Origin of the sequence: Corynebacterium appendicis CIP 107643 (assembly GCF_030408415.1) — a bacterium.
GTDB lineage: Bacteria > Actinomycetota > Actinomycetes > Mycobacteriales > Mycobacteriaceae > Corynebacterium > Corynebacterium appendicis.
In genome coordinates this window covers 149,794-171,282 of record NZ_CP046976.1, presented here as the reverse complement: position 1 = coordinate 171,282, position 21,489 = coordinate 149,794, and the positions used below count along the sequence as shown (strand labels likewise).

Genomic DNA, 21,489 nt, shown 5'->3' with positions numbered 1-21,489 from the left:
CAGCGTATAGTCTGGGAAGTTCGTGAACTAGACCACACTTCCCCGATACGCATAGGAGCACCCAACCGTGGCCCACTTCTCCGCACGACAGCTGAAGAATTTCATGCAGTTCTGGCCCCCACTTCTCGGAGCCGGCGTGAAAATCAAGGAATTCACCGACGACGGCACCCGCGTCGTGGTCACCCACAAGCCGAACATGCTGACCAAGAACGCCATGGGCGTCGCCTTCGGCGGCACCATGTCCGCCATGACCGACCCGTTCTTCATGCTCGCCTCCATGCACCGGTTGGGCAAGGACTACAAGATCTGGGACACCGCCGGCGAAATCCAGTTTGTGAAGCCCGGCCGCGGCACACTCACCGCCGACATGCGCATCCCGGATGAGACCTACGAGCTGATCAAAGAAAAGACAGCCAACGGCGACAAGTACCTCCACTGGTTCGACGTGGACATTGTCGACGAGGAAGGCGACGCCGTTGCGCACGTGCGCCGCCAAGTGTACTATCGCCGGAACCAAAAGAAATGATCCCCAGCTAAAACACTGTTCTAGCTGGGGATTTGATGGAGCCGCCTGCGAGAATCGAACTCGCGACCTTCTCATTACGAGTGAGATGCTCTACCGACTGAGCTAAGGCGGCGCGGATCAGGGCGCGCGCATCCGCGACTTGTTCCGAGGGGATAGCTTAATCGACGAGCGCGCCGCCACAAAAACCGCTGCTAGGAGTACGGTTACGGTCAGCTCGCGCGGCAGGCCTTGCGGATGCGGCCGAGCATGCCGTTGAACGCGATGACGGGCAGCACGGACTGGTCGAGGCGCTCGCGGCACTGCGCGATGGCGTCGAGGCATTCGGTGAGCCCCGCCAGGTCGACGCGGCCGGCGATCTCGCTGGACAGCCCTTCGTAGTCAGGGTGAACGAGTTCAAGTCCGCTCTCGGCGCCGAGGACCATGGCGTCGCGGTAGATGCCGGCGAGGTCAACAAGAGTGAGGTCGAGGACGTCGCGGAGCCTGCGCGTGCCGCGGGCTTTCTGTTTGGCTTCGAGCTCCTTCAGCGACCCGGACGCACCCTTCAGAGCACGCGCCGCGCCTTTGCCTTTCGCGCCCATGCCGAGAGCGTTCTCGAGTTTCTCTCGCTCCGCTTCGTCGGCTTCGGCGTGGGCGTCTTTCGCTTCGGCGTCGGCGGATTTCACCAGCGCGGCGACAGCCTGAAATGCCTGATCGCCGTGGAAGACGAGCTCGGCGAGGTTGATCGCGCTCGCGCGCCTGCGCTGCGCTGCCTCGCTGCGCACCAGCCGCCGCGCACGCCCGACATGGTGCAGCGACGTCGCGGCCGCTAGACGCGCATCAGCTTCGGAGGCACCTTCCTCGCTCATCAAAAGGCGCACAATTTCGCTTGTCGACGGCGCCGGCACATACACATGCCTGCACCTCGACCTCAGCGTGGTCGAGAAATCCTCCGGATCCGTGGACGGGGCGCACATGATGATCACGGTAGACTCGGGGGGCTCTTCGACGGTCTTGAGGAAGGCGTCGGCGGCAGCCGTCGAGAAGCGGTCTGCGTCGTCGATGACCACGACCCGCCACTTGCCCACCGACGGCAACCGCGCAGCTTGCTGAATGATCCCGCGCACCGTGTCTACCTTGATGCCCAGCTCCTGCGGAACGATGTGGACGACGTCGGTGTGGGAACCCGACAGCGCATCGCGGCATGCCTCGCAGCGCCCGCATCCGATCTCGTCAGGGTCGGTGCACATGAGCGCCGCGGCGAAGGCAAGCGCCGACGTCGAGCGTCCTGCACCCGGCGGCCCAGTGAACAGCCACGAGTGCGTCATCGCGTGCGCATCCGACCCGTCCACACCGCGTGCGGCAGCGGCCGCGGACATGATGGTGTCGCGGACCGTCGGGATATCGGCGAGCCGCTCGGACACGCTGCGCGGCGCCGGCAGAGAAGTCGAAGTCGTCGAGGCAGTCACGCACACTAGCCTACTTCGGCGGCTTCTGCGGCGATGCTTGGCGGTATTAGGACTACGGCGACACAGTGCCACGTAAAGTGTGTGGACGTGAACAAGTTTTGGCGTGGTTTCCGCTGGCTCATGGGCACCCCATGGCCGCTGTACGCGTCTGTCCTGCTCTTCACAAACGTCGCCGCCGCGATAGCGATCATGGCCTTCGTTCGCTACCTCATCCCGATGCCGGAGGCCCGGCAGCTCGGCGAGGTGGCCGCGGGGTTCGCGCCCGTGGGCATCCTGTACCTCATCTTCGCGGTGATCGTCGGCGGGCTCGTGTCCTACTGGCTCTTCCGGCCGGTGCTGTTGTACCAGCGGCGCCCCGACGACTTCGACCCGTACGTCGTCCGCAATCTCGTGCTGCGCATCCCAGTGCTGCAGACGCTTGTGGTGGGCATCATCTGGTTCATCGGCATCATCATCGCCACCGCCGCGGCGTCACAGACGACCGGGAGCCTCGCGCTCGTGGTGGCCGTGTCTACGCTGATGGCGGGCCTTGTCACCTGCGTTCTCACCTACGTGCAGGCCGAGCGCCTCGTGCGTCCCATCGCCGCGAACACCCTGGCGCGGCGCTTCGCGGACACCACTCTCGAGCCGCCCATCAAGCAGCGTTTGTACATGACGTGGTTCATGACCTCGGGCGTGCCGCTCATCGGCATTCTGTTTCTGCTGGCCGCGCAGAGCAACGGCTTCTTCGGCGACACCCCCGGCGAGCTCATGCCGTCGGTGTCCGCTCTCGCCGTCACAGCGGTCGTCACCGGAATGGCCGGTACCGCCTTTGCCACGATGAGCGTCGTCGACCCCATCAAGGAACTTCAAGAGGCCATCAACCGGGTCCGCCGCGGCGAGACCGACACCCAGGTGGATATTTACGACGCTTCTGAAATCGGTGTCCTCCAAGCCGGTTTCAACGAAATGATTCGCGGCCTCAATGAGCGCCAGCGCGTCCGAGACATCTTCGGCCAGTACGTCGGCAGCGAAGTCGCCCAGAAAGCGCTCGAGGAGAAACCCGAACTCGGCGGCGAGGACCGCAAGGTGGCTGTCGTGTTCGTCGACGTCATCGGGTCGACCAATTTCGCGGTGAACCACACGCCGGAGGAGGTCGTCGACGCACTCAACGAGTTCTTCGAGATCGTCGTGGATGTCGTGCACCGCAACAAGGGCGTGATCAATAAATTCGAGGGCGACGCCGCGCTCGCCGTGTTCGGCGCGCCGCTGGCCGTCAACGACTCCTCCTCGCACGCGCTCGCGGCCGCGCGCGAGTTGCGCCAGGAGCTTGATGGCTTGGAGCTCGAAGCCGGCATCGGTGTCGCCTCCGGCCACGTCGTCGCCGGGCACATCGGCGGCCAAGACCGGTTCGAATACACCGTCATCGGCGACGCCGTGAACACCGCCGCGCGCCTGACTGAGCTGGCAAAGGACTCCCCCGGCCGCGTCCTCACCAATCTGTCGACGCTCAAGGGTGCCAACGAGATCGAGCAGGCCCGCTGGACCGTGATGAAGTCGATCGAGCTGCGCGGCCGCAACAAGATGACGCAACTGGCCCGCCCCGTCCGGCCGACGATGGCGGACAAATACTGAATCCGCGCCCTGCGCCCGCCAGCCGCCACTAGATGCGTTTGCAGCCCCATTACAAAACCCCAGGTGAAATGTTACGAGTGTTGCGCCTGGGATCCGAAATTCATACGCATCTAGTGGCCCTGTAAAAGGGTGGCGCGAACGACCCCGCCGGCCAACCCGAGGGAGCGGGCCTACTTGCGGCGGGAGCCGGCCTTGACCACGCGCTTGGTGGTCTGCGGCGGCTTCTTGGCCGTCTTCTTGGCTGACTTTTTGGCAGTTTTCTTCGCCGTCTCCTTAGCCGACTTCTTCGCAGATTTCTTGGTCGTCCGCTTCTTGGTGGTCTTCTTCGCGGCGCCGGTGCCTTCCTCGGCTTCACGGGCGCGGCGGGCTGAGAGCAGCTCGTTTGCGCGCTGGTCGGTCATCGTCTCCGGGGTGTCACCGCGCTGGAGGGACGCGTTGGTCTCGCCGTCGGTGACGTACGGGCCGAAGCGGCCGTCCTTGACGGTCATGGGCTTGCCGGAGACATCGTTATCGCCGAGCATCTTCAGCGGCGGCTTCGCGGCGGCGCGGCCGCGGCGCTTCGGTTCGGCGTAAATGCGGCGGGCCTCGTCGAGCGTGATGGAGAAGATCTGCTCCTCATTCGCCAGGGAACGGGAGTCGGAACCCTTCTTCAAGTACGGGCCGTAGCGGCCGTTCTGGGCGGTGATCATCTCGCCGTCGGCGGGGTCTTCACCGACCTCGCGCGGCAGGGAAAGAAGCTGCAGGGCCTCGTCCAGGGTCACCGAGGAGGGCTCCATTGAGGAGAAGAGAGAGGCGGTGGCGGGCTTGAGTTGCTCGTCGACAAGCTGCTCGATCCGCTTCGTCTTCTGGTTGGCCGCGGTCTTAGTCTCCCAGTTCTTGGCGCGCTTGCCCTCAGCCTTGCGCTGGGCGTCCTCTTCGGCGCGCTCGGTGGCGATGATCTCCTCGGCGCGGGCCTCGGCGGTGGCGCGCTCGTCGTCGCGCACGAGCTCGGTGACGTACGGGCCGTAGCGGCCCTCCTTGGCCACGACGGTGCGGCCGGTCTTCGGGTTAGCGCCGAGCTCTCGACCGGTCGGCGGAGTGGCAAAGAGCTTCTCCGCCATCTCCTTGGTCACCTCGTCCGGGGTGGTGGACTCGGGCAGGTTGGCGCGCTGGTACTCGGGCTCGCCCTCATCGGTCACGCCGACCTGGCGCTCCAGGTACGGGCCGTAGCGGCCGACGCGGACGTAGACCGGGCGGTCCTCGTCGTCGCGGAAGAGCTCGAGGGAGTTCACGCGGCGGGCGTCGATGGCCTCAAGGTTGTTCTCGATGATCGACTTCAACCCGCCGCGGCGCGCGATGGCCTCGGCGGTGGACTCGTCGGCGTCGGCGTCGCCGAAGTAGAAGCCTGTGAGCCACTGGGTGCGGTTCTCTGTGCCGCGGGCGATCTCGTCGAGCTCGTCCTCCATCGACGACGTGAATTCGTAGTCGACGAGGGCGTCGAAGTTCTGCTCCATGAGCCCGACGACGGAGAATGCGACCCAGGTGGGCACGAGCGCGTTGCCGCGCGGGGCGACGTAGCCGCGGTCCTGGATGGTCTTGATGATCGACGCGTACGTCGACGGGCGTCCGATGCCCAGTTCTTCCATCTTCTTCACCAAGCTGGCCTCGGTGTAGCGGGCTGGCGGGTTGGTGGAGTGGCCGTCGGCGGTGACGTCGCGGGCGGCAAGGGCATCGCCCTCGGACAGCTGCGGCAGGTATTTCTCGTTCTTGTCCTGGGTGTCCGAGTAGGCGCGCAGCCAGCCCGGGAACGTGATGGTGCGGCCGGAGGCCGACAGCTCGACGTTCTCGCCAGTCGTCGCGGTGCCAGAGATGGTCGCGGTGACGGACGTGCCGCGGGCGTCCTCCATCTGGGAGGCCACGGTGCGCTGCCAGATGAGTTCGTAGAGCTTGAATTCCTCGGCGTCGAGGGAACGGGCGAGCTCGCCGGGGGTGGCGAAGCGCTCGCCGGCGGGGCGAATAGCCTCGTGCGCCTCCTGGGAGTTCTTCACCTTGCGGTCGTAGCGGCGCGGCTGGTCGGCGACGTAGTTGGCACCATATAGTTCCGTTGCTGCAGCTCGTGCTGCAGCAACGCCCTGCTTGGACAACGAGGTCGAGTCCGTACGCATGTAGGTGATGTGGCCGTTTTCGTACAGGCGCTGCGCAATACGCATGGTGCGGGCGGACGTGAAGTGCAGCTTCGCGCCGGCTGCCTGCTGCAGCGTCGAGGTCATAAAGGGCGGGTACGGCCGGCGGGTGTACGGCTTGGACACCACATTAGTCACCGTCATGTCTTGGCCGGTCAGAGCGTCGGCAAGGGCGCGGGCGTCCTGCTCGTCGACCACCACGAGCTCGTCGTTTTTGAGTTTTCCGCGGTCGTCGAAGTCTTTGCCTTGGGCGATGCGGGAGCCGTCGATAAGCGTGAGCTTGGCGTCGAAGGTCTCGGAATCGCGGGCGAGCTTTGCGGTGAGGTCCCAGTATTCCGCGGGGATGAACGCCATGCGCTCGCGCTCGCGCTCGACGATGACGCGCGTGGCCACGGACTGGACGCGGCCGGCGGACAGGCGCGGCATGACCTTCTTCCACAGCACGGGCGACACCTCGTAGCCGTAGAGGCGGTCGAGGATGCGACGCGTTTCCTGCGCATCGACGAGGTCCATGTCCAGCTCGCGGGTATTCTCCGCGGCTTCCTTGATCGCGGATTCGGTGATCTCGTTGAACACCATGCGCTCAACCGGCACCTTCGGCTTGAGCACCTCGAGCAGGTGCCACGCGATCGCCTCGCCCTCGCGGTCGGGGTCTGTCGCGAGCAGCAGCTTGTCGGACTGCTTCAGCTTCGCGCGCAGGTCTGTAACCTTCTTCTTTTTGTCCTGGCTGACCACGTAAATCGGTTCGAACTCAGCCTCGGGGTTGACGCCGAGCTTCGCCCACGGTTCCTTCTTGTACTTCGCGGGAATGTCCGCCGCGCGGCCGGGAAGATCGCGGATGTGGCCCACAGACGCCTCGACGAAATAGGCGTCGCCCAGATACTTCTGGATCTTCTTCGCCTTCGTCTGCGACTCCACAATGACCAGGGTCTTGCCCTGTCCGTTCTGCTCAGCCACGCCGCGTGACTCCTTAAATAATTCGCGTCAACGATTCTCTAAAAGACAACTACCACTAATTTCGCGGCTGCGTGTAAACGCAGGGGTAGCTCTTTTCGCTTATCGACGTTAACACCGCCCACCCCCAACCCCTCCCGCCCCACTACACTTTCGCAAGAGGCCGCATCTCCGGCACACCGGATGCGCCGAGGCGGAAAAGGAAGGACGGAAAGCTGTGACTGACGTAGTCGACTCGCTGGTCGGGTTCTTGGAGCAGCTCATGACTACCCCGTTGTTTTATCCGCTTCTGAGCCTGGTCATCACCTTGGATGCGCTGTGCCCGCTGCTGCCGTCCGAGACTGTCTTGAATTTGGCGGGCGCATTCTCCGGTTCACAGGGTGTGCCGGATGTGCGGTGGATTTTCGCGGCCGCGACGATTGGCGCGATCATCGGCGACAACCTGTGCTTCATGCTGGGCAGCCGCCTGATACGGGTGGTCAACCAGCTCGACCCCGAGTCCCGGGCCGGCAAGGCCATCGAGTGGGTGCGCGAGAACCAGAACAAGCGCGCGGGGGTGACCATCATCGTCGCCCGCTTTTTGCCGTGGGCGCGCTGGGTGGCCACGATCGTGCTGGGCTCGGTGCGCTACAACTGGTTCCTGTTCTTCATTTACGACACCATCGGCGTCCTGCTGTGGGTCACCGTCGGCGTCGGCGTCGGATACCTCGGCGGCGCCATCATGTCCGACTACCCGATTCTGGCCATGCTCGTCGGCGTGACCTTGGGCTCATTGGTGGGCCTGGGCATCCAAAAGCTGCAGTCCAATGTGGCGGAGTGGAACGACGTGCGCCGCGGCATGTCCGCTATTTAGCGCGGCCACCTCGACACAACGGGGGGCGGGCCGCGGCATAACGAAACCCCGGCGCGGGGCCGGGGTGAGCTTCGTCGTCGATAAGCTTAAAGCGCGCGGACCTGCTGTGCCTGCGGGCCCTTGCTGCCCTCGCCGATCTCAAATTCGACCTGCTGGTTCTCCTCGAGGGTGCGGAAGCCACTGCCCTGAATCTCTGAGTAGTGGACGAACACGTCTGCAGACCCGTCGTCCGGGGCGATGAAGCCGAAGCCCTTTTCGGCGTTGAACCACTTCACTGTTCCAGTAGCCATTGTGATAAAACCTTTCGTGTTTTCCGGCGTGCCGCCGGTTGTTCGCGGTCGTGCTTGCAAAACTCGCGAGCACCCCGTGAAAGGCGCACACAAAATCTGCGACCACTGCTATTTTGCCATGCTTTAGTCTTTTACGTCGGACGTGTTTTCGGCTTCAAGGAGATCGCATGGCGTACAGCGGATTCGGGGGCTTCGCCGACGAGCTTATCGACGGCCTCACGCGTGCGCTTCCCGCCGCGAACCTCACCCACGTGCGGGCCGTTCCGGCGCAGCCTTCGCGCACCGCGCCGTGGCCGGAGTGGGTCGATCCCGACCTTAAAAGCACGCTTATCGGCACCGGCATCTCCGATCTCTACTCCCACCAGCGCCAATGTGCGGACCTGGCATGGGAGGGCCGCGATGTGGTGGTGGCGACAGGGACGTCATCGGGTAAGTCGCTCGGCTACCAGCTGCCCGTGCTGAGCAGGCTCGCCGCGGACCCAACGGCGTGCGCGCTGTACATCACCCCGACGAAGGCGCTGGGCTCCGACCAGCTGCTGACTGTGAGCTCCCTGACCAAGGGCCACCCCCGTTTGAGCGGGCCGAAAGGTGTGAACGCCGCCCCCTATGACGGCGACACCCCCACTGAGGCCCGGTCGACGATCCGGGAGACCACCCGCTTCGCATTCACCAACCCCGACATGCTGCACGCGGGCATCTTGTCCTCGCACGTGCGGTGGGCCCGCTTTTTCCGTCACCTGAAATTCGTGGTGGTGGACGAATGCCACACCTACCGCGGGGTGTTCGGCGCGAATGTGGCGCTGGTGCTGCGCCGCCTCGACCGCCTTGCCCGCGCCTACGGAGCGCACCCCACCTTCATCTTCGCATCGGCGACCGCCTCCGATCCGGGTGCGCACGCGTCGCGGCTGTGCGGGCGGGATGTCGACGCAGTCACCGACGACGGGGCGCCGACGGGCGAGCGCACCTACGCGCTCTGGGAGCCCGGCTTCATCGAGGGCGCCGAGGGCGAGAACGGCGCCCCCGTCCGCCGCGCCGCCACCACTGAGGCGGGTGCGATGATGGCGTCCCTCGTCGCCGCTGGTGCGCGGACCTTGACATTCGTGCGGTCGCGGCGCGCCAGCGAGACCGTGGCCATGCGCGCGGCAGAAGACCTCGTCGCGGCGGGCCGCGCCGATTTCGCCCGCCGCATCGCTTCCTACCGCGCCGGCTACCTCGCCGAAGACCGCCGGGCGCTCGAACGCGCCCTGGACAACGGCGACCTGCTCGGCATGGCCACCACGAATGCTCTGGAGCTCGGCATCGACGTCGGCGGGCTCGACGCCGTGGTCATGGCGGGCTTTCCGGGAACCGTCGCCTCTTTCAAGCAGCAGGCCGGACGAGCGGGACGCCGCGGCCAGTCGTCGCTGGTCGTAATGGTTGCCCGCGACGAACCCATGGACACCTACCTCGTCCACCACCCCGAGGCCCTGCTGGACAAGCCGGTGGAAAACAGCGTGTTCAACCCGTCCAACCCGTACATTCTGCGCGGCCACGTCTACTGCGCTGCCGTGGAGAAACCGCTCACGCACGCAGACGTGGAGGCATTCGGCGCGCAGAACGTCGTCGCTGAGCTGGAAGACCGCGGCCTGCTGCGCAAGCGTGCCCGCGGCTGGTTCGCTGTCCCTCAGCTTGAAGGCGAACTGTCTCCGGAGACCGCCCACGGTGCGGTGTCGCTGCGTGGCGGTGCCGGCGAGCAGGTCATGATCGTCGACGCCACCGACGGCCGCCTTTTGGGCACCGTCGACTCCGCGCGCGCCGCTTCCCAGGTCCACGACGGCGCCGTGTACATCCACCAGGGCGAATACTTCATCATCGACGAGCTCGACCTGGACAACTACGTCGCGCTCGCCCACCCCGAAGTCCCCGATTACAGCACTATGGCGCGCTCGACGACCGACATCCGCGTCATCGGCGAGGCACACGCGCGCCACAATCCCTCGCCCGGTTTGTGGGTGGCCAGCGTCGACGTCGAGGTCACGGACCGCGTCACAGGCTACGTCGTCAAGCTTGCCGATGGCACCACCTCCGAACACATCCCCCTCGACCTCCCCGAGCAGAAACTGCTCACCCGCGCTGTCGCGTACACCATTGATCCGCTAGTCCTGGACAAGATCGGGGTGGCTGCCGGTGATATCCCCGGCACGCTGCACGCCGCCGAGCACGCCGCCATCGGCCTACTTCCCCTGCTGGCCACCTGCGACCGGTGGGATATCGGCGGCGTGTCCACCGCCCTGCACCCCGACACAATGCAGCCGACCGTCTTCGTCTACGACGGCCACCCCGGCGGCGCTGGCTTCGCCGACGAAGGCTTCGCCCGCTTCCACCAGTGGATTTTCGCCACCTACGAGGCCGTGAAATCCTGCGGGTGCGCAACTGGCTGCCCGTCGTGCGTGCAGTCCCCGAAGTGCGGCAACGGCAACCAGCCCCTGGACAAGGCGGGAGCGCTGAAGCTTCTCGGCGCGCTGGTGACAATGACAGCAAGCGAAGACCAGTAAAGCTCGCCCGCAGTGAAGGGGAGGCCAGCGCGTCACCCGGCTAAGCCCCGGGGTTCTCCGCGTGAGCATCAACTAGTCCGCATGAACAAGGTGGAATCTGACGGGACCGCAAAACGAGGAGGCACCCTCTCGATTCATGACCAACAATCGATGACCACTCGTTCATAGCCAATGATTCGTGGCTGCCGAGTTCCTTCCCCGGTAGGTTTCTTAGGCTGGCCCCGGTTTTGTCTAGATCGGTCCCGCCTTCGCCGCCGCCTCTGCCCCGCCGACTTCCGCCGTGACCGTGACGTCTGTGCCGGTGATCGAGCAATCGGCGAGCTCCGCTCCGTTGAGTCGGGCGGTCTCCCGCGCGACGGCGCACGCATCGCCGCCCCCGCCGCCGCTGCCAGATCCTTGGCCAGCGTGCAGCGCAGTCGCCCCGGCGACCGCGGCGAGATCAGCGGCGACCTGCGCGCGGTGCGTGTCCGCAGTTCTGCTCACCGCAGTCGCGACGACCAGGGCCAACGCCACCACCGCCGCGATAATGCCTGCGGAAGCGATAGTGGCGTAGCCGCGGTCGGACCCGCAGCCGGCTAGCTGGGCGAGCCGGGCTGGCCGACCCAGCCGGACACGCCGGACGGGCCAGAAACGCGGTGCGGCTGTCACGGCGCCTCCACCGGGAACGCGGCGGTGGCACTCATCGCGCGCACGGGCGCGGGAACCTGCGCGGTCACCCGCACGACCCCCGCTTCCTCGGTGACGGTCACGGTCACACCGTCGCGGGGTGGGTCGTACGGCACCCCGATCGCGTGCGACCGGGCGGCGGCACCGGCGATGTCCACCGCCGAGATATATGCCCCCAGTGTCGCCATTCCCGCCACGATCGCCGCCGCCACCGTGACCAGGACGGCCAGGGCGAGGGAGGCTTCGATGGTGACGGAGCCGCGGTCGTCGATAAGCGCAATGCGTCGTGACATGCTGTTCCTTACGACGGCGTGTTGGACAGCGCGTCGGTGATGATCCCCTCGATCGCGTCCACGACACCGTTGCCGTTGATCACCATGTAGAGCACCGCGGCGAGCGCGGCGGCGGCAAGGCTCCCCATGGCGTACTCGATGGTGCTCATCCCGTCGTCCCTGCGCAGCGCGGCGGCGCGAGCGGCGGTTTTGACGTACAGGCGGGTCAGGAATGCGTTGACGGAATCGGTGGTGTTGGTGATTGCTGCAGTCATTGTTGTTCTCCTTATGTGTGTGTTTTGGGTTGGTTGGTTAGTCGGACGGATGGTCGGGTGTGTTGTGGTTGCGCCCTCCTTTCACTGCGCGCCGAACATCTGCGATCCCAGGCCAATGACCACGGGTGCGAGCCCGAGGACGAAGAAGGCCGGGAGGAAGAAGGCGGCGAGCGGAATGCTGATGAGGACCCCTGCGCGTTCGGCGGCTGCGGTCGCGTCGGTGGCGGCCTCCTCGCGGAGGGCGGCCACGACGCGGTCGCACCCGTCGGCGACAGCTGAGCCGGACGCGTGGGACAGGGCGACCAGGGATGCGAGTTCTTCGCACCCGGGCACCCCGTCCAGCGGGGACCACGCGCGCTCGGGTTCGACCCCGAGGTCGTGGTAGGCCACGACCCGCCGCCACTTACGGGCGAGCGGAGGCAGCGGCTCCCCGCCTGCGTGCTCCGTGCCGTAGCTGTCGGCGACCGCCTGCGCTGCGGCGGAGACGGGCAACCCGGCGCGGAAGCACGCGGCGAACAGCTCGATGTCGCTGGCGATCCGGTGCTTGTCGGGAGGGCCGTCGCGCGGGGTCTTCGGGGTCGAATCGGACTCGGCGGCGTGCGTCGCGATGCGGCTGTGCGGTCGCGCGGCGGGCGGCAGCACGAGGGCCGCGCCGAGCAACAGGACGCTGGCGAAGCTGATCATGCGGCAGCCCTCCCGATGATGAATTGGGAGGTGTAGAACCCGGCGCAGACCAGTGCGGTCCCGCCGAGCAGGAGGAGGCTGCCGAGCCCGCCGCCGGTGAGCAGCGCGAGAGGCCGCGCCCCCATCGCCTGCCCCATAAAGATTCCGGCTAGGGGCAGCACGGAGAGCACGATGGCGGTGGCGCGCGGCCCGGCGAGCGCGGCGGATGTCGCTTGGCGGTGGCGCAGGTCATTGTCGATGCGGGAGCGGGCGCTGTCCAGCAGCTCCGCCATGGGGATGCCGAGGCGGGACGACAGCATCCAGAGGGAGGCGACGTCGCGGAGCTCGTCGAGGTGAGAGTCCGCGAGAACCGTGGCGCCGTTGCCGCCGCGGCGCGCGTGGGCGGCGGCGCGCGTGAGATCGCGAGAAAGCTCGGCGGGGGCGGTGTCGGGAAGCTGGTCTACGGCACGCGCGCACGCGTCGGCGACCGTGGAACCGGCGCGGAGTGCGGCGACGAGATGGCCGAGGTACGCCGCGGTCGCTTCGAGGCGGGCGGTGTCGGATTTCGCGCGGCGGGCTCGCACGACGGTGTGCGCGGCGGTCGCGCCGGCGACGCATACCGCGAGGACGACGAGCATCCGGTCGGTGGCGAGCACGACGGGCACGACCACGGCGGACAGCATCGGCAGCAGCGCCACGAGGTTCAGCGCGCGGGTGGCGGCGCCGTGCCCGATGCGTCGCGCAGGGTGCGCGGGGGCGAGGGCGAACGCGGCGGCGAGCAGCAGCGGAGTCATCAGGCCACCCCCAGGTCGCGCAGCAGTTCGTCGTAACCGTCGCCAGGACCGTGGTCGGCGTCCCACACCACCTGCGGGGTCACGGGGTTGCCGTCGAGCACGCCGATCTGGTGGACGCGGCGGCGGCCGTCGGGTCCGCGGCGCATGACCACGACGACGTCGACGGCCGCAGCGAGCTGCGAATGCAGCGCCTCGCGTCCTAGCCCGCCGAGCACCGCGAGCGCCTCCAGACGGGCGGGCACTTCTTCGATCGAATTCGCGTGCACGGTGCCCGCGCCGCCGTCGTGCCCGGTGTTCAGAGCGGCGAGCAGGTCGACGACTTCGGCACCGCGGATCTCCCCCACCACGATCCGGTCGGGGCGCATGCGCAGCGACTGCCGCAGCAGGTCGGCAATGGTGATCTCGCCCGCGCCCTCCGCATTCGCCCCACGCGACGTCAGATTCACCACGTGCGGGTGCGCGGGGGTGAGCTCGACGGTGTCCTCGATCGCGACGATCCGCTCGTGCGCCGCGACCTCCGCCAGCATCGCAGCGAGCAGCGTCGTCTTGCCCGTCCCCGTTCCGCCAACAACGAGAAAAGCCTTCCGCTTATCGACGATCCCCTTCAGCACCCCCGCCCTTTCCCCGTCCACTCCCCCAGAGGCCTGAATCTGGTCCAACGTGGCCGTCTTGTTCCGGAGCACGCGCAAGGACATGCAGGTCCCGCAGTTGGCGGTGGGGGAAAGGATAGCGTGGAAGCGGAGAACGGTGCCGTCGTCACGCGAAATGTGGCCGTCGGCGAAGGGACGCGCGTCGTCGAGGCGGCACCCACAACTGCTGGCCAGCCGTGTGGCCAGGCGCCGCACGTCGGCTTCCCCACCGAGCGTGAGGCTGGCACGTTCAAGTCCGCGGCCGCGGTCGAAGAAGACCCCGTCGGGGCCGTTGACGCAGATATCAGTGATGCCGTCGATGGCCAGGACCTGCTCGAGCGGGCCGATGCCGACCGTCTCGTCGCGCAGCGCGCGCATGATCTCGAGCACGTCGAGGTCGCTGATCACTACTGCTTCCTCGCGGACGAGTGCGGCGAGCTCGGCCGGGGAGTTCTGTTTCGGGTCCTCCGCGAGACGGCGCTGAACCTTCGCCATGATCGACGTTTTATCCATTAGCCGCCTCCAGGATGGTCTCTGCCGCCGTAGACAGCGGGCGCGGTAGACGCGCCGGCAACCCGTCGACCTCGCAGGCGCGCACGAGCCGCGGCAGATGCTTGACTTCCGCGATCACGTCCGCGCCGGCGACCCGCTCGACCTCTTCGGCACTCAAACCCGACCAACCGCGGTGCCTGAGCACAAGCGAGACCGGGGTATTCGCCGCCCGGCACTCCGAGCTGATCAAGGCGGCGGCAGCCGCGGCCCTCACTTCCGCCGGCACCACCACGAAGGCGTGGTCGCACCTGTTCGGCAACGCATCCGGCGGGGCGTCCACCACCGTGAACCCGCCTGCGCCGAGCACAGTGGTCACGCGGTCCACCTCTGCTCGCAATCCCCCGTGCGCGCCCGCTGCCGCCGGCACCGTTGTCCGCGCGGCGGTGAGCACCGCGATCCCGTCCTTCGTCTGTGGCAGCGCCTGCCGCAGTTGCGCTCGGTCCACGGTGCCCTCCCCGATCTCGATCTCGCCCCACCGTGCCCCGACCTCCTCCTCCACACCGAGCAGCAGGTCCAGCCCCCCGGAATACCGGTGCGCGTCCACCACCACCGGGTGCGTGTCCGCGGCCGCCGCCCGCGCGACCGCCGCCGCGATTGTCGACGTCCCCGCGCCCCCGGCAGCCCCCACGAAGGCCACGACAGTCCCGACTGCTCCGGCAGCACCGACACTGCCCGTGCTCGGCCGGGACCGCGATACCCGCGATGCCGCGCCCTCCCGCGCACCGCCCGACGACTCGAGTGCGAGTTTCCCCAGCGCTTTGAGCAGGTCAGCGGCCTGAGCGGGAAGAATGAAGGCGTCGGCGGGAGGGGTTCCGGTGTCACCGCTCAGGAGGAACACGCCGCCGCGCGGGGGCAGGGACTCGAGGTCGGGGGTGCGGGCGGCATCGATAAGCACGGCGAATGCGCGCGAATAATGGCGGACGAAGTCGCCAGGCCCGCTCGAATCGATGATCGGGCGACCTGTCGCGGCCGCAAGGTGGGTGGCTTCGGGGTGCAGGAGTGCGTCGTCGACGGCGATGAGGATGGGTGCTGTTTCGCTGGTCATGGCTTCACCATCGCCCAGCTGAAAGGCCCCCTCAAGAAGATCGCCGCGCTTCTGTGGATAACCCGCCATATGCGGGACACGTCACCAAAAGAGTGTGGAAAATTAAGGGGCGGCCCGCGCTATCGGGGGGGTGCGCGGGCCGCCATCACCCGGCCACAAGGGGGGGTTAGGGCCGGGGCCGGCCACACTGTATATCGGGGCCGTGCGCGGATAATTATGGCATACGGGCACAACCAAACACAATGACGACGCGGCAATCGTCGAATATTTCTTCGGCAGCCCAGCTGACGTGGGAAAAACGGACTCTTGACCGTGCGCGTAAACTATCCCCATGACAGATTCAGGCACCGGAGACGACGTGGCGGGCAGGTCAGTATCTGGCCGCGTGGCGGCGTTTTTCGACCTGGACAAGACCATCATCGCCACCTCATCCGCCTTCGCATTCGGCCGCGGGTTCTTGGACAACGGCATGATTTCGCGGAGCGAGGCGCTCGAGCTGTTCCTCACCAAGACGTCGTACATGTTCAACGGCCAGTCGAGCAACAGGATGGACGCCACGCGCGACCGCCTCGCGGACATGGTCGCCGGGTGGCCGGTCGCAGATGTGCGCCGCGTCGTCGCCGACACCATGAACACCGTGGTCACCCCCGCCATCTATAGCGAGGCGCGCGAACTGATCGACTGGCACCGCGAACAGGGCCACGACATCGTCCTCCTGTCGGCCTCGGCATCGCTTCTGGTGGAGCCGATTGCCGACGAGCTGGGCATCGACCGCGTCGTCGCCACCGAGGTCGAGGTCGTCGAGGGCAAGCTCACCGGGGCGATCACGCGCTACCTCAAGGGGGAACAAAAGGCGGAGGCGATACGGGAGCTCGTCGAAAAGCGGAATTACGATCTTGCGGCGAGCTACGCGTACTCGGATTCGCTTACCGACGTCCCCATGCTCTCCCTCGTGGGCCACCCCGTCGCCGTCAACCCTGAACGCGGCTTGAAAAAGCACGCAGCGGAACACGGCTGGGACACGCGCACGTTCAAAAACCCCGAGCCGCTCTTCGACCCGCCCGGCGCGAAAGAGATCGGCATCGGCGCTGGTGTCGTGGTCACGGTGACCGCTCTGACCGCCTTCGGCGTCTGGTTGGCGCAGCGCGGCCGCGGGGACTCCTCCGCATAATGTGCTGTGCGTTACTATAAGATCCAGTACAACTGACGATGAAGCTGCGCAACCTGCGCACCGAGGAAGGTTTCAGATATGAGCGACAAGGGTCTGTACACCAGCGGGTCGACGAGCTACAAGGCGAAGGTCGATTCCATCCCGCTCCGCGACACGGACGTGACCCAGCCGGGGAGCGACTCCCTGGGAACCCTGGTGTCCAACGCGACCGAGCAGGTCTCCAGCCTGGTCCGTAGCGAGATCGAGCTGGCTAAGACCGAAGTTGTCGGAGAGGCGAAGAAGGCCGCGGTCGGCTCCGGCCTCCTCGGCGTCGCAGGCGTTGTGGCCGCATTCTCCTCCTTCTTCTTTTTCTTCTTCCTGGCCAAGCTGATCGCCCTGTGGACCAACGATGCGTGGGGCTTCGGCATCGTCTTCCTGATCATGATCATCACCGCGGGCATCCTCGCCCTGATCGGCGTGAAGCGCTTCAAGGCCATGGGCAAGCCGGAGAAGACCATCAACTCCGTCAACGAGCTGAAGAACCTCGTCCCGGGCCAGGCCCAGAAGAACCTGGAGAAGGACACTTCGGAGCTCTACACCTCCTACGGCACCGGCTCCACCGTTCCGCGCACCGCGGGCGGCTCCACCAAGGTCAACTAGTAACCACGCACGGCAACGTGCATGACAGGCGCCCAGGGCGAGATGTCCCCGGGCGCTTTTTCACGACCTATGAGCTCTAAGCCACGCACCCAGCAGCCGGTCTCGCCGAAGACCATCGCCCTCGACGGGCCATTCGAGCATGTCTGGCTGCACACACGCGGCATCCGTCTGCACGCGGCGGTGGCGGGCGACCCCAGTAATCCGCTAGTGGTGCTCGTCCACGGCACATTCGGCGCGTGGGTCGACTTCCAGCACGTCATCGCGCCGCTCGCAGCGCACGGTTTCCACGTGGCGGCGGTGGATATGCGCGGATACGGGATGTCGGACAAGCCGCCGGCACGGGCGGGCGACCCGACGCGCATCGCGGTCGGCGATATTGCGGGGTCGGTCACGGCGCTCGGCCACGACCGCGCGCACATCGTCGGTCACGACACGGGCGGCGCGCTGGCGTGGGTATTCGCGGGCGCCTACCCGGAGCGCACCGCCAGCCTGGTCTCGGTCTCGGCGGCGCACCCGGGCGATATGCGCGCGCACATGCGCGCCCGCCCGTGGGAATTGATGTTCATGCTGGTCCGCGTGGCTGTGGGGCGTCTTCCGATCTGGCTGCACCAGGCATGCGCGCCACTCGTCCCGCGGGTGTGGCGCCGCGAACTCGTCCTCAACACAGCCCCGGGCTTTGCGGGCACCCCGGAATTCGACGAAGCGCTCCGCCTGCGCATCCGCGCCGCACGCATCGACAACGCCCTGCGCGGCATCGTCCGCAACACGCGCATGCTCACCGCCTCACGCCAAACGCGCACGCTTATCGACGCCCCCACTCTCCTCCTCCACCCCCGCCAGTCCGTCTGGGACCGGATCGACGCCCGGGCGGTAAAACGCCTGGCTATCCCGCCCACAGTCGACACCGTGCCGGAGGCGAAAAATGTGCCGCAGGTGGAGAATCCGCAGGGATTCGTCGATAAGCTCGCCGCGTTTTTCGCCTAGGCCACGCACGCCTGCGTATCGACGGGCTCCGTCAGCCCCTCGTACTCCCCGACGACCTGTTGCATCTGACGGATCGTGAGCGCGTAGCCCGTCTCGTTGCCGTCGACCGCGGTGCCGAACACGACCCCCAGGACCTCCCCCGTCGGAGAGAGCAGCGGACCGCCCGAATTTCCCTGGCGGATGCTGCCGCGCAACGTGAGCGCCTCGCGCTCGGTGCGGCCCGCGGCATAGATATCCGGCCCGGAGATATTCAGGCGCTCTCGCACCCGCACCGGTGAGACCGCGAACGGCCCGCCTGCGGGGAATCCCAACACCATGGCATCGTCGCCGCTTTTCGCCGCGCCTGGCGCGGTCGGCAGCGGCTCAAGCCCCAGGTTGGGGACGTGCAGCACTGCGATGTCGACTTCTGGGTCGTACAGCACCACCGTCGCCCGCTTGAGCCCCAGCACCGTGTCCAGCTCCACCGACTCGGTGCCGGCGACGACGTGCGCGTTGGTGACCACGTAATCCGGCGCCGACACGAACCCCGAGCCCGACAGATGCCGGCTGCAGCTCTCCGCGTCGCCGAGCACGTGCACGACGCTGGGGCGCACATCTTCCACGAGCCCCGGGTCGATGCTGTCAGGGTCCGGAGCCTCCACCTCCGCGCCGCCTCCCTGGAAGGGGGAGACCAAAGGGGGAAGGCCGGTGACGTCGATAAGCCGTGCGATGTATTCCGGCCCCTTGTTGCCCCACTCCGGCACAGCGCTGTCGACCGCGCCGAGAATGCGCGAGCCCCGGACCGCGCTGCCTAGCGGCTCCCCGGCGTTCGCCGCGACGGGCACCGCCACGACCCACGCCACCACGACCGCCATGAACAGCTGCAACAGCGAACCCACGGCCGAATCCCACGCCTGCGTCGACTTCGAGCGCAACCTGTCGCGAACTGCCGCGCCCACCGTCGCACCGACGATATTGCCCACGCCGACGAACGTCACGACGGTGGCCAGAAGGAGCAGCACGCGCATGCTCGTCACGTCTGGCACGCGCACCAGAAGGCCCGCCGCGCCGAGCCCGACGACGAGGCCCGCCACGACGCCGAGCGCCGCGAACGCCGACGAAAACGCCCCCTGCCGCCAACCGCCCGCGAGCGCCGCGCCAAAGAGCACGACGAGCGCGAAGTCGACGATGAGAGCAGTCATGGGGAGTCACCCTACGCGCCGGGCACGCTAAAACCCGTGTCCCTCGCCGTTACGCGAGGCACGCAGCGCCTTCCGCAGCTCGACGGCGTCCTTGTGCTCCCACGGCTCCTCCCAGCCCGCCTCGCGGATCATCACCGCGAGCAGCGACGCCGTGAACCCCCACACGACGTAACCGCCCACGTCGAAAGCGGGCCCCGACCAGCCCAGCCGCGCGACGCGGAAACGGTTCGCCGGGTCGATCAGGTGGGCGAGGTCGACGAAGAAGACGTCGTCGTTCTCCTCTGGGCTGGCGCACCACACCTCGCCGGGATCTTCCGCGTAGGCGAGCACCGGGTTCACCGGGTGTCCCGACGGCCCGACGGCGATGGATTCGAGCACCGCCAAGGTCTCCACGCGCGACGGCTCCAGGCCCGTCTCCTCGTGCGCTTCACGCAACGCGGCGTCGACGGGGCCGCGGTCATCCGGCTCCACGCGCCCGCCCGGAAAAGCCATCTGCCCCGAGTGGTTCCGCAACGTCGGGGTGCGGTGGGTGAGCAGAATCCGCGCGTCACTGGGCAGTTCCGCCGCCTCCGCATCGCCCGTGAAGCACATGAGCACCGCCGACCGCGGCGATTTCCGCGACGCCAGCCGGATGTGCCCCTGCATCGTGTTCACCAGCTTCGCGTTGCCCGGCGCCGACAACACGCCCGCCAGCCCGTCCAGCCACCGCGCCATCTACAGCACCTCCTCAACAGCCTGCGCAATTTCGCTTGACGACGAAAAAGCCTTCCCCACAACCCCCACCTTCTCTTCCCCGCGGAAGACCACTGTGACCGGAACGACCCCCGGCAGACCGAGCTGGCCCGCGAAAGCGTTGTCGCTGTCCTGGTAGCTCGGCAGGTTCACACCCAGGTCGTTGAGTAGCGCCGCCCCGTTCGCCGCGTTCGTGTCCGCGTGGACGCCCACCACCGAATACTCGGGGTGGTCGTTCGCGAATTCCTCCAGCGCCGGCAATTCATCCCGGCACGGTTCGCACCACCATGCCCACACATTGACGACAGTGACCTCCTGCGTCGGCGCCCCACTGCTATTTCCGCCCAGGCACGGCAGGTCCACCCCTCCGATGATGCCACCCGGGCAGTCCGGGCGCGCCTGGACTTGCTGCGCAGAAGTAGCTTCAGTCGCTTCCTCTGCCTGATTCACTGAATCCCCGGAGTCCGCCGGCCGCAGCAACGACACCGCCGCCGCGACGACGAGCGCCGTCACCGCCGCCAGCACCGCAACGCTCAGCCAGACCTGTTTTTTCACCGGCTGCCCTCCCCGACCATGGACAGGATGTGTTCGCGTTCCGGACCGGTCACCAGCTTCTCGGCGTCAGCCCACTCGATAGGGCCGGCCAGGCCGAACGATGGGCAGTCGTACGCCAACGGGCACGCCCCGCACGCCGCCTTGCGCGCATGGCACACCCGGCGACCGCAGAAGATGATCCGGTGGGAGAACAGCGTCCACTCCCGCTTCTCGATCATCTCCCCCACCGCCCGCTCAATCGCCACCGGATCCTTCTCGTCCGTCAGCCCCAGCCGGTGCACCAGTCTCTGGAAGTGCGTGTCCACCGTCAACCCCGGCAAACCGAATGCATTCCCCCGCACCACATGCGCCGTCTTCCGGCCCACGCCCGGCAACGTCACCAGGTCCTCGATCGCCACCGGCACCTCGCCGCCGAACTCGGCCACCAGCATCTCCCCGATCCCTTTCAGGTGCCCCGCCTTAGCACGGTAGAACCCGACCGGCTTAATGATGCTCTCCAGCTCGGCGGGGTCAGCCGCGGCGTAGGCCGCGGCCGTCGTGAAGCGCTCAAACAGCTCGGGCGTGACGCTGTTGACCCGCACGTCCGTCGTTTGCGCACTGAGCATCGTCGCCATCAGCAACTCGAGCGGCGTTGAAAAGTCGAGCTCAGCGTGCGCGTCCGGGAACATCGCCGCTAACGTCCGGTTGATCCTCCGCGCGCGGCGCGTGCGCCCCAACTCCGTCTCCGTGCCCTTTGCCGCCGGATGCGAACCCGGCCGGCGGAAACGCTGCGGTGTCCTCGAGGCTGAAGCAGACATGGCGTTCACTATACTGGGCGGATATGTTGAGCATTCTCCTCGCGCTACTCGCGCCCGCGTTCCTCGCCATCTTCCTCGTCGGCATGGAACGCCTCGAGGTCGCCGTCGTGCACACCGACGCATAAACAACTACTTCTAGGATTCGTGCGCCGAACA

Annotated in this window: 21 protein-coding genes and 1 tRNA gene; 7 read left to right on the top strand and 15 right to left on the bottom strand. The window is 67.0% G+C overall.

Annotated elements, in window-relative coordinates; translation table 11 throughout:
• The first annotated feature begins 67 nt into the window (after positions 1-67).
• The gene (locus CAPP_RS00890; RefSeq protein ID WP_076598119.1) at positions 68-526 is read left to right on the top strand and encodes a DUF4442 domain-containing protein; all 459 of its coding nucleotides are present in this window, start codon (positions 68-70) and stop codon (positions 524-526) included.
• 36 nt (positions 527-562) lie between these two features.
• Here the strand turns inward: CAPP_RS00890 and CAPP_RS00885 are convergent.
• Positions 563-638 (bottom strand) — tRNA-Thr (locus tag CAPP_RS00885).
• A 97-nt stretch (positions 639-735) separates the two neighbouring features.
• On the bottom strand, positions 736-1,971 hold the full coding sequence (locus CAPP_RS00880) for a DNA polymerase III subunit delta' (protein WP_268753085.1): 1,236 nt from the start codon (positions 1,969-1,971) through the stop codon (positions 736-738).
• Positions 1,972-2,058: 87 nt separating this feature from the next.
• Here CAPP_RS00880 and CAPP_RS00875 point away from each other — a divergent pair, with 87 nt between their 5' ends.
• The gene (locus CAPP_RS00875) at positions 2,059-3,585 is read left to right on the top strand and encodes an adenylate/guanylate cyclase domain-containing protein (protein ID WP_076598120.1); all 1,527 of its coding nucleotides are present in this window, start codon (positions 2,059-2,061) and stop codon (positions 3,583-3,585) included.
• Between the two features lie 170 nt (positions 3,586-3,755).
• Here the strand turns inward: CAPP_RS00875 and topA are convergent, their stop codons facing one another.
• Positions 3,756-6,704: a type I DNA topoisomerase gene (gene topA, locus CAPP_RS00870; protein ID WP_076598121.1), complete on the bottom strand. Its 2,949-nt coding sequence runs from the start codon at positions 6,702-6,704 to the stop codon at positions 3,756-3,758.
• 259 nt (positions 6,705-6,963) lie between these two features.
• On the opposite strand from topA, the gene CAPP_RS00865 reads away from it, so the two are divergent.
• A complete protein-coding gene (locus CAPP_RS00865) occupies positions 6,964-7,554 on the top strand; it encodes a DedA family protein (RefSeq protein WP_076598338.1) in 591 nt (196 codons plus the stop codon).
• 86 nt (positions 7,555-7,640) lie between these two features.
• On the opposite strand, the gene CAPP_RS00860 is transcribed toward CAPP_RS00865, so the two are convergent.
• On the bottom strand, positions 7,641-7,844 hold the full coding sequence (locus CAPP_RS00860) for a cold-shock protein (RefSeq protein ID WP_076598122.1): 204 nt from the start codon (positions 7,842-7,844) through the stop codon (positions 7,641-7,643).
• A 167-nt stretch (positions 7,845-8,011) separates the two neighbouring features.
• Here CAPP_RS00860 and CAPP_RS00855 point away from each other — a divergent pair, with 167 nt between their 5' ends.
• The gene (locus tag CAPP_RS00855) at positions 8,012-10,378 is read left to right on the top strand and encodes a DEAD/DEAH box helicase (protein ID WP_076598123.1); all 2,367 of its coding nucleotides are present in this window, start codon (positions 8,012-8,014) and stop codon (positions 10,376-10,378) included.
• Positions 10,379-10,609: 231 nt separating this feature from the next.
• Here CAPP_RS00855 and CAPP_RS00850 read toward each other — a convergent pair whose 3' ends face one another.
• The 7 genes from CAPP_RS00850 to CAPP_RS00820 all read right to left on the bottom strand — a co-directional run bounded on the left by CAPP_RS00850 (position 10,610) and on the right by CAPP_RS00820 (position 15,274).
• Positions 10,610-10,984: an Rv3654c family TadE-like protein gene (locus CAPP_RS00850; RefSeq protein WP_076598339.1), complete on the bottom strand. Its 375-nt coding sequence runs from the start codon at positions 10,982-10,984 to the stop codon at positions 10,610-10,612.
• 38 nt (positions 10,985-11,022) lie between these two features.
• Positions 11,023-11,337: a hypothetical protein gene (locus tag CAPP_RS00845; protein WP_076598124.1), complete on the bottom strand. Its 315-nt coding sequence runs from the start codon at positions 11,335-11,337 to the stop codon at positions 11,023-11,025.
• An 8-nt stretch (positions 11,338-11,345) separates the two neighbouring features.
• On the bottom strand, positions 11,346-11,591 hold the full coding sequence (locus CAPP_RS00840; RefSeq protein WP_268753086.1) for a DUF4244 domain-containing protein: 246 nt from the start codon (positions 11,589-11,591) through the stop codon (positions 11,346-11,348).
• Positions 11,592-11,672: 81 nt separating this feature from the next.
• Entirely contained in the window at positions 11,673-12,275 is a 603-nt protein-coding gene (locus CAPP_RS00835) for a type II secretion system F family protein (protein ID WP_076598125.1), read from the bottom strand.
• Positions 12,272-13,048, bottom strand: coding sequence for a type II secretion system F family protein (locus CAPP_RS00830; protein ID WP_084560436.1), 777 nt, complete (start codon positions 13,046-13,048; stop codon positions 12,272-12,274). Before CAPP_RS00830 ends, CAPP_RS00835 begins: the two co-directional genes overlap by 4 nt.
• Positions 13,048-14,190 carry a TadA family conjugal transfer-associated ATPase gene (locus tag CAPP_RS00825; RefSeq protein WP_076598126.1) on the bottom strand — a complete coding sequence of 381 codons (1,143 nt, stop codon included), beginning with the start codon at positions 14,188-14,190 and terminating at the stop codon, positions 13,048-13,050. The genes CAPP_RS00830 and CAPP_RS00825 overlap by 1 nt, the downstream gene beginning before the upstream one ends.
• Positions 14,183-15,274, bottom strand: coding sequence for a CpaE-like family protein (locus CAPP_RS00820; RefSeq protein WP_076598342.1), 1,092 nt, complete (start codon positions 15,272-15,274; stop codon positions 14,183-14,185). The genes CAPP_RS00825 and CAPP_RS00820 overlap by 8 nt, the downstream gene beginning before the upstream one ends.
• A gap of 331 nt (positions 15,275-15,605) precedes the next feature.
• On the opposite strand from CAPP_RS00820, the gene CAPP_RS00815 reads away from it, so the two are divergent.
• From CAPP_RS00815 to CAPP_RS00805, 3 genes are all read left to right on the top strand, one after another.
• Entirely contained in the window at positions 15,606-16,445 is an 840-nt protein-coding gene (locus CAPP_RS00815) for an HAD family hydrolase (RefSeq protein ID WP_076598127.1), read from the top strand.
• A gap of 78 nt (positions 16,446-16,523) precedes the next feature.
• Positions 16,524-17,084 (top strand): phage holin family protein, encoded by a 561-nt coding sequence (locus CAPP_RS00810; RefSeq protein ID WP_076598128.1) that lies wholly within the window; start codon positions 16,524-16,526, stop codon positions 17,082-17,084.
• 69 nt (positions 17,085-17,153) lie between these two features.
• Positions 17,154-18,068, top strand: a complete 915-nt coding sequence (locus CAPP_RS00805; protein ID WP_076598129.1) for an alpha/beta fold hydrolase — start codon at positions 17,154-17,156, stop codon at positions 18,066-18,068.
• Here the strand turns inward: CAPP_RS00805 and CAPP_RS00800 are convergent.
• The 4 genes from CAPP_RS00800 to nth are packed head-to-tail and all read right to left on the bottom strand — an operon-like array spanning position 18,065 to position 21,333.
• Positions 18,065-19,249: a MarP family serine protease gene (locus CAPP_RS00800; RefSeq protein WP_076598130.1), complete on the bottom strand. Its 1,185-nt coding sequence runs from the start codon at positions 19,247-19,249 to the stop codon at positions 18,065-18,067. The two genes, CAPP_RS00805 and CAPP_RS00800, sit on opposite strands and share 4 nt — an antisense overlap.
• Before the next feature lie 27 nt (positions 19,250-19,276).
• The gene (locus CAPP_RS00795; protein ID WP_076598131.1) at positions 19,277-19,963 is read right to left on the bottom strand and encodes an NUDIX hydrolase; all 687 of its coding nucleotides are present in this window, start codon (positions 19,961-19,963) and stop codon (positions 19,277-19,279) included.
• Entirely contained in the window at positions 19,964-20,536 is a 573-nt protein-coding gene (locus CAPP_RS00790; RefSeq protein ID WP_076598132.1) for a TlpA family protein disulfide reductase, read from the bottom strand.
• The gene (gene nth / locus CAPP_RS00785) at positions 20,533-21,333 is read right to left on the bottom strand and encodes an endonuclease III (protein WP_076598343.1); all 801 of its coding nucleotides are present in this window, start codon (positions 21,331-21,333) and stop codon (positions 20,533-20,535) included. The genes CAPP_RS00790 and nth overlap by 4 nt, the downstream gene beginning before the upstream one ends.
• Positions 21,334-21,489 lie beyond the last annotated feature (156 nt).